General features: G+C 49.4%; 15 protein-coding genes. 5 read left to right on the forward strand and 10 right to left on the reverse strand.

Features of this window, described 5'->3' with window-relative positions; translation table 11 throughout:
• The first annotated feature begins 35 nt into the window (after nt 1-35).
• The 3 genes from M1Q06_RS13730 to M1Q06_RS13740 all read left to right on the forward strand — a co-directional run bounded on the left by M1Q06_RS13730 (nt 36) and on the right by M1Q06_RS13740 (nt 2,697).
• Entirely contained in the window at nt 36-605 is a 570-nt protein-coding gene (locus M1Q06_RS13730; RefSeq protein WP_434400061.1) for a glycerol-3-phosphate acyltransferase, read from the forward strand.
• A gap of 109 nt (nt 606-714) precedes the next feature.
• Complete coding sequence (locus tag M1Q06_RS13735) at nt 715-1,578, forward strand: DegV family protein (protein WP_434400063.1); 864 nt, start codon at nt 715-717, stop codon at nt 1,576-1,578.
• A gap of 99 nt (nt 1,579-1,677) precedes the next feature.
• Nucleotides 1,678-2,697 carry a DUF2804 domain-containing protein gene (locus tag M1Q06_RS13740; RefSeq protein ID WP_434400065.1) on the forward strand — a complete coding sequence of 340 codons (1,020 nt, stop codon included), beginning with the start codon at nt 1,678-1,680 and terminating at the stop codon, nt 2,695-2,697.
• A 59-nt stretch (nt 2,698-2,756) separates the two neighbouring features.
• Here M1Q06_RS13740 and M1Q06_RS13745 read toward each other — a convergent pair whose 3' ends face one another.
• The 3 genes from M1Q06_RS13745 to kynA are packed head-to-tail and all read right to left on the reverse strand — an operon-like array spanning nt 2,757 to nt 4,500.
• Nucleotides 2,757-2,921 carry a hypothetical protein gene (locus tag M1Q06_RS13745; RefSeq protein ID WP_434400067.1) on the reverse strand — a complete coding sequence of 55 codons (165 nt, stop codon included), beginning with the start codon at nt 2,919-2,921 and terminating at the stop codon, nt 2,757-2,759.
• Entirely contained in the window at nt 2,918-3,628 is a 711-nt protein-coding gene (locus M1Q06_RS13750) for a glycerophosphodiester phosphodiesterase family protein (protein ID WP_434400069.1), read from the reverse strand. Before M1Q06_RS13750 ends, M1Q06_RS13745 begins: the two co-directional genes overlap by 4 nt.
• 17 nt (nt 3,629-3,645) lie before the next feature.
• The gene (gene kynA / locus M1Q06_RS13755) at nt 3,646-4,500 is read right to left on the reverse strand and encodes a tryptophan 2,3-dioxygenase (protein ID WP_434400071.1); all 855 of its coding nucleotides are present in this window, start codon (nt 4,498-4,500) and stop codon (nt 3,646-3,648) included.
• Nucleotides 4,501-4,646: 146 nt separating this feature from the next.
• On the opposite strand from kynA, the gene M1Q06_RS13760 reads away from it, so the two are divergent.
• Nucleotides 4,647-5,165 (forward strand): YusW family protein, encoded by a 519-nt coding sequence (locus M1Q06_RS13760; RefSeq protein WP_434400073.1) that lies wholly within the window; start codon nt 4,647-4,649, stop codon nt 5,163-5,165.
• 45 nt (nt 5,166-5,210) lie between these two features.
• Here M1Q06_RS13760 and M1Q06_RS13765 read toward each other — a convergent pair whose 3' ends face one another.
• The 4 genes from M1Q06_RS13765 to M1Q06_RS13780 form a co-directional block, all read right to left on the reverse strand.
• Nucleotides 5,211-6,065 carry a GNAT family N-acetyltransferase gene (locus M1Q06_RS13765; protein ID WP_434400075.1) on the reverse strand — a complete coding sequence of 285 codons (855 nt, stop codon included), beginning with the start codon at nt 6,063-6,065 and terminating at the stop codon, nt 5,211-5,213.
• A 145-nt stretch (nt 6,066-6,210) separates the two neighbouring features.
• The gene (locus M1Q06_RS13770) at nt 6,211-8,034 is read right to left on the reverse strand and encodes an ABC transporter ATP-binding protein (RefSeq protein ID WP_434400077.1); all 1,824 of its coding nucleotides are present in this window, start codon (nt 8,032-8,034) and stop codon (nt 6,211-6,213) included.
• Complete coding sequence (locus M1Q06_RS13775) at nt 8,027-9,751, reverse strand: ABC transporter ATP-binding protein (protein WP_434400079.1); 1,725 nt, start codon at nt 9,749-9,751, stop codon at nt 8,027-8,029. The genes M1Q06_RS13770 and M1Q06_RS13775 overlap by 8 nt, the downstream gene beginning before the upstream one ends.
• Nucleotides 9,752-9,917: 166 nt before the next feature.
• Nucleotides 9,918-10,829 carry a DMT family transporter gene (locus M1Q06_RS13780; protein WP_434400081.1) on the reverse strand — a complete coding sequence of 304 codons (912 nt, stop codon included), beginning with the start codon at nt 10,827-10,829 and terminating at the stop codon, nt 9,918-9,920.
• Between the two features lie 267 nt (nt 10,830-11,096).
• Here M1Q06_RS13780 and M1Q06_RS13785 point away from each other — a divergent pair, with 267 nt between their 5' ends.
• Nucleotides 11,097-13,103: an EAL domain-containing protein gene (locus tag M1Q06_RS13785; protein ID WP_434400083.1), complete on the forward strand. Its 2,007-nt coding sequence runs from the start codon at nt 11,097-11,099 to the stop codon at nt 13,101-13,103.
• A 446-nt stretch (nt 13,104-13,549) separates the two neighbouring features.
• On the opposite strand, the gene M1Q06_RS13790 is transcribed toward M1Q06_RS13785, so the two are convergent.
• From M1Q06_RS13790 to M1Q06_RS13800, 3 genes are all read right to left on the reverse strand, one after another.
• Entirely contained in the window at nt 13,550-14,017 is a 468-nt protein-coding gene (locus tag M1Q06_RS13790; protein ID WP_101191415.1) for a threonine/serine exporter family protein, read from the reverse strand.
• Nucleotides 14,018-14,029: 12 nt separating this feature from the next.
• The gene (locus M1Q06_RS13795; RefSeq protein WP_058382863.1) at nt 14,030-14,785 is read right to left on the reverse strand and encodes a threonine/serine exporter family protein; all 756 of its coding nucleotides are present in this window, start codon (nt 14,783-14,785) and stop codon (nt 14,030-14,032) included.
• Between the two features lie 91 nt (nt 14,786-14,876).
• Entirely contained in the window at nt 14,877-16,016 is a 1,140-nt protein-coding gene (locus M1Q06_RS13800; protein WP_101191417.1) for a zinc-dependent alcohol dehydrogenase, read from the reverse strand.
• Between the last annotated feature and the right edge of the window lie 56 nt (nt 16,017-16,072).

The following is a 16,072-nucleotide window of genomic DNA, read 5'->3' on the forward strand; positions in this document are numbered from 1 at the left end:
TTTATGAAATTGCAGTTATTTGCTGGAGGGATACGATGGTTATTTTGTATTGGATAGGCAGTTATTTACTTGGCACTGTTTTGACTGCCCTGTGGATAGGGAAATGGAAAGGTGTAGACCTGACTGCTTCAGGCAGTGGAAATCCCGACGCCCGCAACGCCTTGGCCGTACTTGGGCGCAGATCCTCCTTATTGGTGTTTCTCGGCGATTTCCTGAAAGGTTCAGCCGTTGTATGGGCTGGCCTGTGGCTTGATTTTCCTTTGTGGTCCGTTGCCGTCGCCGGGTTGCTTTCAGTCATCGGGCATATTTATCCGCTATGGCGAAAAGGCCTCGGCGGAAAAGGCATCTCGACATTTGCCGGCGTCGCATTTTGGCTGACGCCCGATTTATTTTTGGCGATGATTGTCTTGTCATTCGCTTTCTATCCATGGTTGAAAAGCGCTACTTTATCGATGCTCGCAGGCTTCAGCGCCTTTTTTGCAGTCGCTTTCGCGTTTCAGGTGCAGTCAGTTGTCTGGCCGTTGTTTCTGGCCATTATTATTATTGTAATTCGCCACAAGGCCGATATTAAAGTTTCGATCGAAAAGCGCTTTCCTTCTAAATGAAGCCTAGCCTCCCTGCTTTTGGAGATTTTTATTCAAGAAAGCTAGGACCATATTATTATCCGTGTTATAGTTTTATTATTCAAAATACTCAATAGATAGGGGTTTTACGATGAAAAAACCAATTGCATGGATCATGGATACGACCGGATATGTCACAGAACAATTCAAATCGCACCCCGATGTCTATATTGTTCCGCTGAATATTCATTTCGGCTCGGAAGAATTTATTGACGATGGCATCGACCTCTCGAACGACGAGCTCTATGCACGCATGAAAAGCTCGAAAGACTTCCCGAAAACCTCCCAGCCTTCTGCAGGAAAGTTTGCGGAACTTTATGAAAAGCTGAAAGAGGAATACGAATGTGCCATCGCTGTCCATGCTTCGGCTAAGTTGAGCGGCACGATCGCTTCTTCCATGACCGGTGCTGAAATGACGGATTTCAAAGTGTACACCGTCGATTCACTCGCCTTGTCATACGGGCTATCCGGGCTTCTCGAGCGCGGGTTGGCGCTTCAGGATCAAGGCCTTTCCGCGGAAGAGATCACCCAGCGCCTTGAACAAGAAACGACAGATTTTCGCAATTTCATCCTGATCGGCAATTTGAGCCAATTGTATAAAGGCGGCCGGATGAGCGGCGCACAGTATTACATCGGCAGCGTCCTAAAGATCAAGCCGATCGTCCAGCTTACCGAGAAAGGCGAACTTGAGCCAATCGACAAAGTTCGTTCCCATAAGAAAGCGCTCGCTTATTTGCTCGATCGTGCAAAAGCAGACCACGAACTATACGGGATCGATTACTTCCAGATTATGCACGGGCACATCCCCGAGCAGGCGGAAGAGTTGAAGGCGGAACTTTTAAAGTTTGCGCCTGAAGCCGAAGTGCTGATCGGAAATCTCAGTTCATCACTGGCCGTCCACGCTGGAGAAGGCACACTTGCGTTCATGTGGAGAAGGCCTCCAGCTTCCGTATAAGAAATCGCTAGTCTTTAGGCCCGTCTTACAGCATTTTCCCGGGAAAATCTGGGGAATTCTGATACAATAAGGGCATATAAAGACAGTGAGGTGGATTCAATGCAACATGTTGAACGGGAACTTACAGAACACGTTAAATTATGTGACGCCAAAGGCCAATTGAATCCAAGCGCTATCGGCTATGCAAAGAAGCCCTTAGTCGAAAGCAATCTGAAAGGCAATTTCCTTCGTAAGAAGAAATGGAATTATTGGTGTGTATTCGGCGATGAGATCGTTTTCTCGGCCACCATCTGCCATCTGGATTATGCCGCTGTCTGCTTCGTTTATTTCTTAAATTATGAAACACAGCGCTTTTTCGAAAAAACGGTTATGGTCCCCTATTCGAGGAATTTACGCTTATCCGACAGTGTGTTGGACAGTTCACTTTTCCATAATTCGGAGATATCCGTCCATTCCATCTTTGAAGATGGCAAAACCCGATTGGCAGTGACCGTGCCTGATTTTGACGGCGAAAAATTGCATGCTTCGCTGACGATTGCCCATCCGGAAGATATGGAATCATTGAATGTCGTCATTCCATGGAATCGCCAAACCTTCCAGTTCACTGCGAAACATCACGCTCTGCCGACAACTGGAACGGTCCAGATCGGGGCTAAGCGCTATGAATTCGATGAATTGGACAGTTTTTCGGTATTGGACTATGGCCGGGGCGTCTGGCCGCGCGAATCGACATGGAACTGGGGGATGGCTTCCCAGCGCTCTCTCGGCAAAGTGATCGGATTGAATTTCGGCGGCAAATGGACTGACGGCACAGGCATGACGGAAAACGCCTTTTTCGTCAATGGCCGCATGACCAAAATCAGCGAAGACGTCATTTTCCGTTATGATGAAGAAGATTTCAAAAAGCCATGGCTGATCCACACGAAATTGACCGATGACGTTAAATTGACGTTCACTCCTTTTTACGAACGCGTGTCCAAATCGGATGCGCGTCTTGTGAAATCGGAAGTTCACCAATTGTTCGGCTATTACAACGGCTACGTCCGCTATGCGGATGGCAAGAAGCTGAAAATCCACCAATTGCTCGGCTCTGCAGAAGAACATTACGCAAAGTGGTAATTAACTTCCTATTAAAAACCGCCTGATGGATGTCAATCCGACATCCATCAGGCGGTTTTCTATTTGTGTTCGGCTGTTTTTTTCTTAAAGCTGCTATACCAAGGCTTCCCGATAAAAAATGCCGGGAACAGGATTATTCCTGCAACGAGCGGCCAAGCTGCAGCACCGGTGACTCCTAAAGTGAATGCTGCAACCACCCATATACTCAATGCAACTAGTTTCATTTCAATTCCCCCAGCATTTTTTCCGGATAATCCGTAAAGATGCCCGAGACGCCAATCTGCTGCAATTGCTCAGCGTAGTCCAGCCGGTTGACTGTATAGACATAGACCTCAAAATCTTTTTCGACCAATTCGGCACCGTGGCGAAGCGCATACGGCAGCGACAAATGAAGCCGTTTCGTCCCGACTGTCTGTGCATAAGCGGCCATATCCACTAAAATATTGGAAGCCAAAATCGCCCCTGGCACGTGATGGCGATCCATCGCCAGCTTTACGTCCAGGTGGTTGAATGAAGAAATGACAAGCCGATGTTCCATGCCCTGTTCAGCTGCAAGCTTAGCCACTTTTTCCACCGCTCCCACATACGGGAAAACGTCCGTTTTCAGTTCCACATTCAGCACGTGATGGGTGTTTTTAAATACCCCAAAGACTTCTGCCAATGTCGGAATTTCGGTTCCCGCCCATTCGCCTGCTTTCCAGCTTCCGGCGTCCAGTGTTTTCAGTTCGGCAAGCGTCATGTCTTTTACATAGCCTTTGCCCTTAGTGGTGCGGTTCACTTTTTCATCATGAATGACAACAAGTTCATCGTCTGTTGATAAATGCACGTCCAGTTCCACCCCGTGGACCGGCAAGGCTGCAGCTTCCATAAAAGCAGGCAGCGTGTTTTCCGGATGCGTGCCCGAACTTCCGCGATGCGCAAAAATTTCCATAAGCCAACCTCCTGCTTTTAGACGTCTGTCCGGATTTGCCAAAGTTCCGGGAAGAAATATTGATCCAATACTTTCTTCAAATAATTGACGCCTGATGATCCGCCTGTCCCTTGTTTGAAACCGATGATCCGCTCAACCGTTTTCATATGGCGGAAACGCCATTGTTGCAGCCAATCTTCAATATCGACTAATTTCTCCGCCAATTGATACAGTTCCCAGTGCTCATCGACGTTGCGGTAAATTTCCTTCCATGCTTCCCGGACGCTGTCATTCGGTTCGTATACAGTACTGACATCTCGCGATAGTACGCTTTCGTCGATTTTGAATCCGCTGCGCGCCAGTTTTTGGATGGCGGCATCATACAAGCCCGGTGCGTGGAACGCTTCTGTTAATTGCTCGTGCAAGACCGGATCTTTTTCATAGATGCTCAAGACATGCTTGGTTTTATAGCCGAGCGCGAATTCGATCATGCGGTACTGATAGGACTGGAAGCCGCTTGCATTGCCAAGGTCATCCCGGAACTCCAAGTATTCGGCAGGCGTTAAGGTCGACAGCACATCCCAGCCTTGGATAATCTGCGACTGGATGCGCGATACGCGTGCCAATTGCTTGAACGCCGGCTGCAGATCATCCGCTTCGATATGGCGGATGGCCGCCGACAACTCATGCAAGATCAGCTTCATCCATAGTTCGGATACTTGGTGGATGATGATGAAAAGCGATTCATCGTGGTGTCCGCTGACACCGTCCTGTGCAGACAACAGCTTGTCGAGATGCAAATAATCGCCGTAAGTCATGCTTTCCTTGAAATCCGTGCGGATATTTTGTTCGTTTGCAGCGGCGATGTTCTGCCCGTTTTTGTATTTATCCATTTGAATGGCTCCATTCAAGCTCAGCTTGTGCTCGACTCTGCTAGTGATTCCTATCGTACGATACTTTTTTACATTTTTCATTGCTTACTTCCCATAATTTCGGGAATAGAACGGTAAACATAAATTTGAAAGGGAGTTTGTATATTATGACTAACCATAAAAAAATGATCTTTCCAGTTCTTATCATGTCTGCTACACTTGCCCTAGCAGCTTGCGGCGATGACGAGGAAGTCACGCAGCCTGTCACAGAGGAGTCACCAGAAGAAACGGCAACGCCGGAAGCTGAGTCGACTGAAGATGCTTCTCCAAGCGGCGGAACTGAAGGGACCAAGGACGGTGAAACTTACGGATTTACTGACTTGTCCGTTGATGTCGATATGCCTGACCAGGATGATGCCCTAGACCTTAGCTACGAAGAAGAGCGCGGTCAGGTAGAGGCCGAATATGAAAATAAAATCGACGGTGTTGACCTGACCGGCGATGACGCTTTCAATGAAATGGAACAAGGTTTGTCCCAGTTGAATTTAACCCCTGACACGTCGGATGAGGAAGTCATCAGCCAAGTCGTCGAGGCTTTCGGCATCGATCCTGGCTTCAAGAAAATCGAAATTGAAGTAGACTATGCAGACGGCTCCGATAAGAACTACGAACAAACAAATCAATAATACTAAAATATAACTGTCCGGCGGGTTTACCGCCGGGCAGTTTTTTTATTGCAGCGGGCGCTGCCAATAGGAAATGGTCGACAACCTTGTAAAGCCCGCCTTTTCATAAACAGGCCACGCCACATTTTCCGTTTCCACTTCGACCAGCACACGCGCCAATTTTTTCTGATGCGCCAAATGCCGCGCCCACTTCAGAAATGCTTGGCCATAGCCTGATCGCTGGGTATCCGGTGACACTGCGAGCGCTGTCACCCACAACGCCTGGTCTTCACTGCTCAATGTAGCCGTCGCCACAAGTTGGCCTTCCTGCCGCATCAAATAGACATGGCGCTCCGTATCTTCCAGGTTGTGCTCAAGCACCGGAAGAACAGATTCATCAAATGCCGCGCGCAGAAGATCCACCAATTCGCGTGAATATTGCTCTTCATACGGAATAATTTCGACCGTTTCAGCAAGTTGGTACGTAGAAAGCGGCTGCGCTTCAAACTGCAATTCCTGGAAAGTACAATGATAGCCGAGACCTTCTAGCCAGCTATCTGATGCGCTATGTTCCGTGAATGCCGCGAGTTCACTTTCCGCCCCGCGCTGTACGAGGGAATGCTGCACGCCGTCAGCCAAAGCTGTTGCCAGCCCAAGGCGGCGGTAATCCGGCGAGACAAATGCCGACCATTCGTAATGGTTCACGCCGACCAAATCTGCTGCCGCCGCACAGGCCACCAGCTCTCCGCTATCGGTGTAAGCGAGCACCGCAAATCCTTTTGCGAACGGTTTTTGCCATAATTCATTCTGAAGCAAGGTCCGGCACTGTTCCGGCTCGCCGTCAATCAGCCGCTCCATTTCCCCGGCAGTCTCCGCATCCAGCGGAAACGACGCAATCGACAGGGACAATTCCATTTCCATCCCGCCTTCCTTTTTCTTCTTATCATAACTGCCTAAAGCGCTTGCCGCCACCTGATTCCCGAAATTAAGGTTTCTTCCCAGGGCTTTTCATTTCCATTAAAAAAAGCAGAAGCCGGGATCTCCCCCGCCTTCTGCTTAGATTTCGCTATAATTTAGCATCTGCCAGCATGGTGGCATACAAGCCGCCTTTTTCCAGCAATTCGTCCTGGCTGCCTGATTCGACCAATTTGCCGAGCTCCATGACATAGACGAAATCCGCCTTTCTCACCGTATTCAAGCGATGGGCGATGACAAAACTCGTGCGCCCTTCCATAAGGCGTTCGAGCGCTTCCTGGATTTTCAGCTCTGTCACGGTATCGATCGAACTTGTCGCTTCATCAAGCAACAAAATGACCGGATCGGCGATAAGCGCCCGGGCGATCGACAAGAGTTGCTTCTGCCCTTGGCTGATCATTGAACCGTCGCCAGACAGCACCGTGTCATAGCCTTCCGGCAGTTTGGAGATGAAGTCATGGGCATTGGCTTTTTTCGCCGCTTCCACCACTTCTTCGTCACTCGCATCAAGCTTGCCGTAGCGGATATTGTCGCTGACTGAAGCTTCGAACAGGAACGGGTCTTGCAAGACGAAGGCAATCTGCTTGCGCAAAGTTTCGCGCGGCATCGCCCCGATTGGCGTTCCATCGATGCGGATCTCCCCTTCATCGACATCGTAAAATCTCGCCAAAAGCTGCATGACGGTCGTTTTGCCTGCGCCTGTCGCACCGACGAATGCCGCCGTCTGCCCGGTTTCCACCGTAAAGCTCAGATTACGGATCGTCCATTCTTCTTCCGCGCCTTCGTATTTGAAAGACACATTATCGAATTCTACTTTTCCTTCAAGCCGCTTATCGGCATTCTTTTTCGTATCGTCCGCTTCTTCTGCTTCGTCCATGATGGCAAACACGCGTTCAGCCCCCGCAATGGCCGAGAGCACCGTGTTGAATTGGTTTGCCAAATCGTTCAACGGACGCGTGAACTGGCGTGAATACTCGGTGAAGATAACGATGACACCGATTGTGACCGAGCCGTTCAAGGCGAGCAATCCACCGACACCTGCAACGAGCGCGAAACTTCCGTTGTTCAGGAAGTTCATCACTTTCGGAATGAATCCGGCATACGTCCAAGCCCAGAAGCCGGTGCGGCGGAGCCGTTCGCTTTTGACGAGGAACTCATCCATGACGCGGTCTTCCTGGGAAAAGGCTTTGACGATTTTCTGTCCCGAAATGGTTTCTTCAATCATGCCGTTCAGATCCCCGACCGCTTTTTGCTGTTCTTTATACAAAGGGCCCGTACGTTTGGTGATCCAGCGAACGGCCCAATACATGATTGGGATAATAATGAACGTCAATACCGTGAGGATCGGGCTGAGAAACACCATCACCACTGCCGTCCCGACCAGCGTCAAAATGCTCGAGAACACTTGAATGAACGAGGTGTTGAGCGTCGACGAAACGTTTTCGATATCATTGGTCATACGGCTCATCAATTCGCCGTGCTGGCGCTTATCGAAAAACGACACCGGCAAACGCTGCAAATGGCCAAACAGCCCCGCACGCATCTGATAGATGACTTGCTGGGCGATGCCGACCATCCAGTAGTTCTGCAAATAGAGAGAAACCGAATGGAGCACATAGACCATGATAAGCCAGCCGATGATCAAGCCCATGCCTTCAAATGCACCCGGCACAATATAGGTATCAATGATATAACCGATCAAAAGCGGCCCGAGCAACGCCATCGCGGAACTGATGAACACAAGCGTCAGAACGATGATCAATAGCGTGCGCTGTTCGTCGACCAGCTTCCAGATCCGCAGCAAGGTGGACTTCCAGTTTTTCGCGCGTTCATTCTTTTTATCTGGTGATTTCTTTAAATCTTCTTTCGTCAATACCGGCTCATAGCCAAAAGGCCGGCGGATCGCATTAAACATATTCATCCACCTCCTCCGCTTGCTGGGACAGCGCAATTTCACGATACAAAGAAGAACTATCCAGCAATTCCTCGTGAGTGCCGTAAGCCGAAGCGACGCCATCCTCCAACAGCAGGATGCGGTCAGCGCGCATAGCCGTCCGCACTTTCTGCGTCACCAACAGTGTCGTCGCTTGTTCTTTGTCGAGCTCGGCCCACAGCGCAGATTCGGTCTTCACATCAAGCGCGCTGGTACTGTCATCGAGAATTAAGATCGATGGTTTGCGGACCAATGCCCGTGCGATCGACAAGCGCTGCTTTTGGCCGCCGGATAAATTGACGCCTTTTTGGCCGACACGCGTTTCATATCCTTTCGGGAAGCGCTGGACCGTCTCGTCAATTTGGGCTTTTTCTGCGGCCTCTGTAAGTTCCGGAATCTCCGCGTGCTCTTTGCCCCAAGACAGGTTATTGGAAATGCTGCCGGTAAAGAGCATCGATTGCTGAGGCACAAGCCCGATCGTCTTGCGCAGTTCCTGAAGGTCCCACTCGCGGACGTCACGGCCGTGCACCGATACGCTTCCTTCGGTCGCTTCGTAGAATCTCGGAATCAGCTGCAATAAAGAGGTTTTTCCGGATCCCGTGGCACCCATGATGGCCAGTTTCTCGCGTGGCGCCAGTTCAAAGCTGATGTTTTCAAGCACTCTTCGCGAAGTGCCTGGATACGTAAAGGAAACATGGTCAAAACGGACGGTTCCTTCTCTAACCGGCACAGTTGCACCATTCGATTCTTCGCCGCCATCATCCGCCAAAAGGATTTCTTCGATGCGGCCAGTAGATGCCATGGCACGCGCAAACGCCATAATGATGAATGAGAACATCGAAAATGCGCCGGTCATACGCATCGCGTAATTGACGATGGCGACCAATTCACCGATTTGCGCGTCTCCGCTCTGGATCTCAAAAGCACCAAACCAAACAACCGCGAGTAGAGACACGTTCATGCCGAACAGCAGGATCGGCAAGATGATTTCCATGATGCGGAATGCTTTGACCGTATCGGTCTTGAGCGCACCCGCCACTTCCGAAAAGCGGTTCGCTTCATACTTACCGCGCAAGTACGCTTTGATCAGCCGGACCGCCTGCAGGTTTTCCTGTACCATGCGATTGACTTTATCAAGCCGCTGCTGCACAAAGCTGAAATAGACGACGCCTTTTCGTACCATGACATACAAAAATGCCAATAAAATTGGAAAGACGATGATCAAGTAAATCGCCAATTGTGCATTGACGACAAACGCCATGACCATGCTGCCGATGACAAGCAACGGCGCGCGCAGCATGATGCGCAAGCTCATATACAGCACTTGCTGGATCAGCTGGATATCACTCGTCAGCCGTGTGATGAGGCCGGATGCTGGAAATTTATTGAACATTGCCAGCGAGAAAGACTGGACACGCTCATAAACTTTGCGCCGGACATCAAAAGAGAAGCTATGGGACACATGGGAAGCGAAATACGAATTGGCGACACCCGATAAAAAAGCGATTAATGACAAGCCCATGAGCACAAGCCCCAAGCGAATGATCGTATCCTGGTCACCTGCCACGATGCCGTCATCGATGATGCTCGCAATGACCAATGGCTGCAAAAGCTCGACGACCAACTCCAGGAGCATCAGGAACAAAGCGACGCCGATCAGAAATGAATATGGTTTAGTATAAGAAAAAACGGTTTTCATAAGGGTGCCTCCTGAACATTTCGAAACTCGAACTTTATTTAAAACTAGTATGCCATAATTTTCAGATATCAGGTAGAGATATCCCTTTTTTTGTCATGCATTATAATGAATCTTTTTTGCTTCCGAAAATGAAAAAGGCACGCAGCATTTTGCTGCATGCCTTTACTCAAGAGCGGTCATCGGCAGTTTTTTCACTGCCCGCAAAAGATAGCCAAGTGACGAATACCAACATGAGAAAAGCTCCACCGATTTGCAATGGGGATAGAAAATGGCCGAACCACACAAGCGAAATGACCATCGCCGTCAATGGCTCCATCGCAGACAAAATGCTCGTCTCCACAGGCGAGATGAAACGCATGCTGCTGAGGAACAGCACAAACGCCATCGTGCCGACCACAATAATCGCGATGATCGCCAGAATGAGCGTCGGGTCTGCCAATAGTCCCCATTCATCCGACAGGAAAATCGGATTGATGAGCCCGAGAAAGATGCCGCCGAACAGCATCGACCAGCCGACAACGAGCAAGACGCCCCATTCCTGCATCAGCCGGGCTGGATAAAGCGTGTAGAATGTAAACGCCAAACCGACCAGAACGCCCCAAAACAGCGCTTCCCCGCTGATGACCAGGGAATCCAAACGCCCGTCCGTCAACAATAAAAACAAGCCAGCGAGCGTACCGACCATGCCCAGCACTTGATAGACCGGCGGCCATTTGCGAAGGCGCATGGAAATGAAGACAATGACATAGACAGGTGCCAGAAACTGCATCAATGTGGCAAAGACGGCATTGCTCGTATCGATCGCTGCGACGAAACTGTATTGGACACCGAGCATGCCGGCTACTGAAAAGATCAATAAAGGACGCGTCCATATCTTTTGCCGAAAAATCGAGGTCACCTGCACCTGCTTCATTTTCAAGAACAACAGCAGCAAGATGCCAGCGACAATAAGCCGGATAGTCAATAGAAAGGGCACAGTGATTGGGTAGACATCGAGCGTCCATTCCATGAGCGGCCCGGTCGCTCCCCAAAGCATCGCCCCTATCAGTATCATGGATACTCCCTTTAGCCGTTCCATTCGCCAGCACTCCTTTCATTTAACAAAGCCAATCCATGACGAATTGGCTAATTCAGCTGTTTTTATCGTTAGAACCCTTTGTAATCGGGACAAATTGGTTGTTTTCCTCAATTTTCAATCGAATCATGCCTATTCTCTCACGAGAGGGTCAAAAAGGCTAGTATGATTTCTGTGCTAAAATTCCCGTATTATATTTTTGTAAAGTGGTGACGAAAGACCTTTTCTTCTTTATAATGAAAGTACAAAACGGTTAAGGAGCGTCAGTTAATGAGTGAAAAGCAGGATTTTTTGGCACAAACCCTAGCATATAACCATATTCCCTTCCCTATCATCATTTTCGATCAAGAAGGACTCATCACTTGGTTCAACGGGCACGCCGAACGCATCTTTCAACTAAATACAGAAACCGCTAAAGGCCAACCCTTTTCCTATATGAATCCAGAACAAGCCGCTTTCCATAAACAACCTTGGGAAATGCTGTTGGAAAGCACAGACCCTGTCCGATTCGAAAATATGGAAATCGGTCTTGGCAGCGGCGGGCAGAGCTATTCCACAGTTGTCACGAAAGCGTTCACATCGCATGGCGAACGTTTTCTCCTGACGATCTATGAGATCGATGATAGCGTAAGCGCCGACTCGGCGGCAAGAGAATTGAGCCATCTTCGCCACGGGCTGGATGACTCGTTCATGATGACTTATTTCGATCAAGAGTTTCTTGTCACTTACGCGAATCCCCATTTCCTGAAACTCAGCAAATGGACCCCGAAACGCGTGCTCGGCAAACCCGTATGGCAAATGTTCCATGACAGCGAAGAAGACATCGAGTTCGTCGATTCGATTCTGGAAAGCCTGAAAGAGGGGCAAGTATGGAACGGCGAAGCGAACAAAGCGACAAAAGACGGTGAAACGTATTGGGTCGACCTGACGGCGATTCCGATGCAATTGTCTGAGGAAGATGCGTATTATATTTTCCTTGAAAAAGACATCACCGAAACGAAGCACGCCCAAAAGCACCTTGAGGAAATCGCATTTATCGACCCGATTACAGGGCTTGAAAACCGCCACCGCCTTGAACAAGCTGTCGCGGAACATATAAAGGAAGGGCGTCATTTCTCTTTTCTGTTCCTCGACATCGACCGATTCTACACCTTGCGTGATGTATCGGATACCGATACTGAAAATGAATTGCTTATCGAATTCACGAAACGCTTGCGCATGTATTTCTCGGATTCATTGATTACACGCGCCGGGCTTCATGAATTCGCGTTGATCACGCCTTTGCCGAACTGGTTCATCGAGGGCTTCCTGCCTTATTTGCAGCAGCACCCGATCTATATCGGCGGCACAGCAGTTCCTTTGACCGTCAGCGGCGCCATCACGAAATACCCGGAAGACCAGCAGAGCTTCGTCCACTTGATCAAAGCTTCCTATGCGACAATCAAGAAAGTCAAAGACCGCGGCGGCAGCGCCATTTCCACTTTGACAGCAGACGACCACGAACGCCTGAACCGGAAAGCACTCATTGAAAAACGCCTTGTCCATGCACTGGACCGGAAAAACCTGCAATTGCTGTATCAGCCACAAGTCAATCTCTCGACTGGCAATGTCGAAAGCGTGGAAGCGCTCGTCCGCTGGAATGACGATGAAATCGGCGTCGTGACGCCCGATGAACTCATTCCGATTGCGGAAGAGAATGGCATGATCCATGAAATCGGCAGTTTCGTATTGGAGACCGCCTGTGCACAGCTGAAGGATTGGAAAGCGAAAGGCATTAATTTGCGCATCAGCATCAACTCCTCCATCCGCGAATTCCGCGACAAGGATATGGCGAGCATGCTGATCGAGCAAATGAAAGCGAATAATTGCGATCCACATTCCCTTATGATCGAGATCACTGAAAAGTTCGCGCTTGAAGCGGAAGCCGAACGTCCGATCATGCTGCAAATGAACCGCCTGAACCAGCAAGGCGTGCAATTTGCACTCGATGACTTCGGGACAGGCTATGCGTCTTTCCGCTATATGCTGTTATTGCCGATTTCTTCTTTGAAGATTGACCGGACTATCATCCAGTCGATTACGAAGCAGGAAAAAATGCAGAAAATGATTAACGGCATGATCCAGTTCGGCAAGTCACTTGATTTCCAAGTGATCGCTGAGGGTGTCGAAACGAACGAACAGCTGGAATTGCTTCGGGTGATGGACTGCAATAGCATCCAAGGCTATATCATCAGCCACCCGATGAACGCCCAGGAACTCGAAAAATGGTTAAAATAATCTCTCTCCCCCAGACTGCGGAAATTTCGTGGTCTGGGTTTTTTTGTTCTGGTAGGATTGAAAACTTAGTATAGGAATTTTAAATTATTGGAGTTCGCATCATACGGATATTCGCTGCCTCGCTTTGGGTTGGCCTTTGGCTACAATGAATTGGCGAAAGTAAATTGAGCCAATTCATTTGCGATGCTTGAGCGTAGCGAAAGTTGAGCAAGCCGGTTCATACGAATATTGGGTGCAGCTGTTCTCCTCCTGCGTCGGCTCACCCTGTGCGCCCGGCAGCTTATACATTTCACTGATTGTAAGGTGTTTACGGGAATCTGCTTTTTTACAAGTTGCCGGCTAGTAGGGGAATCGCTTCCCGGGGTTCGTATCGGATTGAGGCGCTCTTGTTAGCTCCTGAACAAAAAACAGGCCGCCCACAAATGAGGCTGCCTGTTCGTTATTGATTATTCCTGTGTAAAGCCCATTTTTTTCTGAGTCCGTCTTGCTTGATGCTTGAAATATAATTGCATGAGCACTTCCGCGAACACCAGGCCCATGGCGATGGCACCCGAAATCATCAATGCCTGTACAGCGAAATCGACCGCTTCCATGTAATCATTCTCCACGATATTGCGCATCGCATTGTATGCACGGCTTCCAGGAACGAGCGGAATGATGCCGGCGACACTGAAAATGATCATCGGCATTTTAAAGATTTTCGCCAAGATGTGCGCAACGATCGCGACAATAAAAGCGCCGGCGAAGGTTGCTTGAATCGGGTCATCAAACATGAGGAAATAACTCCGGTAGAAAAGCCAGCCGCTCATCCCGACAAGCCCGCAACTGATAAGCGTCTTTCTTGGGATATTGAAAATGATGCCGAATGCGCCGGCTGCCAAAAAACTTAGAAACGCCTCTAAAGGCCAGTTCATTCGATCTCCTCCTTAAAATGACAATACGATGGCGATGCCGGCTCCGATGGCGAATGCCGTCAGAAAAGCTTCCGCACCCATTGATAGGCCCGATACAAAATGGCCGGCCATCATGTCGCGTACGGCGTTGGTGATCAGCAAGCCGGGCACCAGTGGCATGACCGAACCGATGATGATCGTATCGGGATCGTTCCCGAATCCACTATTCACAACGAGCACCGCTAAAGTACCGATGGCGACCGCTCCGATAAATTCCGCGAAAAACTTGACCCTTGTTTTCACGAGTACCATTTCCACAATATAAAATCCGATTCCCCCGATGACAAAAGCGAAAGGAATGTCCGCCCAGCCACCGCCCATCAAAATCAGGAAGCAGGCACTGGCAACTGCAGCTGCGAGCACTTGCAGCCACAAAGGGAACAAGTAATGGTTTTTTTCGATTTCCGTCATTTCTTCATACGCCTGCTGCAATGTCAGCTGGCCCGCCACGAGACGCCTCGATACGGCATTGACACGCGCCACCCTTTCGAGGTCGGTACGGCGCCCATGGATGCGGACAAAGCGCGTCGGCAAATCATTGCTCGGGGAAAACATGATGCCCGCTGGAGTCACAAAGCAATGGGAATCCATCATATTTTGCGAAACCGCCATCCGGATCATCGTATCTTCCACCCGGTATGTCTCCGCGCCGCTTTCCATCATGACTTTTCCGGCCAACAGAAAACAATCCAGCGCAAGTTCTCTTCTGACTTCCGATATTTCGGCCATCTGGTCTCCCCCCTTTTTCTTCTGTACCATCATACCGCAGGCAAGGCAAAATTAAAACGCTCCGGTTACCGGAGCGTTTCATTGGCATATTTTATGGTTTTAAAATGACTTTGGTACACTCGTCTTCGTGGTCGTTGAAAATCCGGTACGCTTCACTCGCTTGATCGAGCGGCACGATGTGTGAAATGATTTCACGCGGATCGAACTCGCCTTTTTCGATCTTGTCGAGGAGCATCGGCATCAAATGGATGACCGGTGCTTGCCCCATTTTCATCGTTACGTTGCGTTCGAACAAATTGCCGAGTGGGAATTGATTATAGGTCAATCCGTAGACGCCCGTCAATTGGATGGTCCCGAACTTGCTGACGGCATCTTTCGCGATATCGATTGCGCTTAGCGTCCCGCCTTGCAGCATCAGCTTTTGCTGAACGGCTTCCGCAGTCGATTTCTTGCCGTCCATCCCCACACAATCAATGACAACTCGTGCGCCGCCTTTTGTAATCTCGTGGATCAGCGCCCCCGTATTATCATGCTGGCTGAAGTCAACGATTTCCACATTATTCATCTTTTTCGCTTTTTCCATCCGGTACGGCAATTCATCTACCGCAATAACCCTTGCCGCCCCTTTCATCCAGGCAAACTTCTGGGTCATGAGGCCGATTGGTCCGCAGCCGAGAACGACGACCGTGTCACCTTCTTTGACACCTGCGTTCTCGACGCTCCACCAGGCTGTCGGCAGTACGTCTGACAGGAATAGGACCTGTTCATCTTCGAGCTCTGAAGATTCCGGAATGACCAATGGCATGAAGTTAGCGTAGGGCACTCGCAAATATTCAGCCTGGCCGCCTGAATAATCGCCATAGCGTTCCGTCAACCCGAAATAGGCACCCGTATCAAAATGGGGATTGCCGTTTGAATTGTCGCATTGGCTTTCCATTTCATGTGAGCAATAGAAGCAATGGCCGCAGCTAATATTAAATGGAAGGACGATTCGGTCGCCTTTTTTCACTTTGGTGACGTCTGGTCCCGCTTCTTCGACAATGCCCATCGGTTCATGGCCGATGACGGTATTCTTGGTGGTAGGCAATGCCCCTTGATAGATGTGCAGGTCTGTCCCGCAAATGGCGGTGGAAGTTATTTTTACGATGATGTCATCACGTTTTTGGAGTTCCGGATCTTTGACTTCTTTGACTTGCATATCTTTCGTTCCCTGAAACGTTACTGCCTTCATGTTTTTCCCTCCCGTTTATTGATATCAGAATATTTCTGTTATTCCCGTTTTCTGTC

This window comes from Planococcus sp. 11815 (assembly GCF_051096385.1).
Classification (GTDB): Bacteria; Bacillota; Bacilli; order Bacillales_A; family Planococcaceae; genus Planococcus; species Planococcus citreus.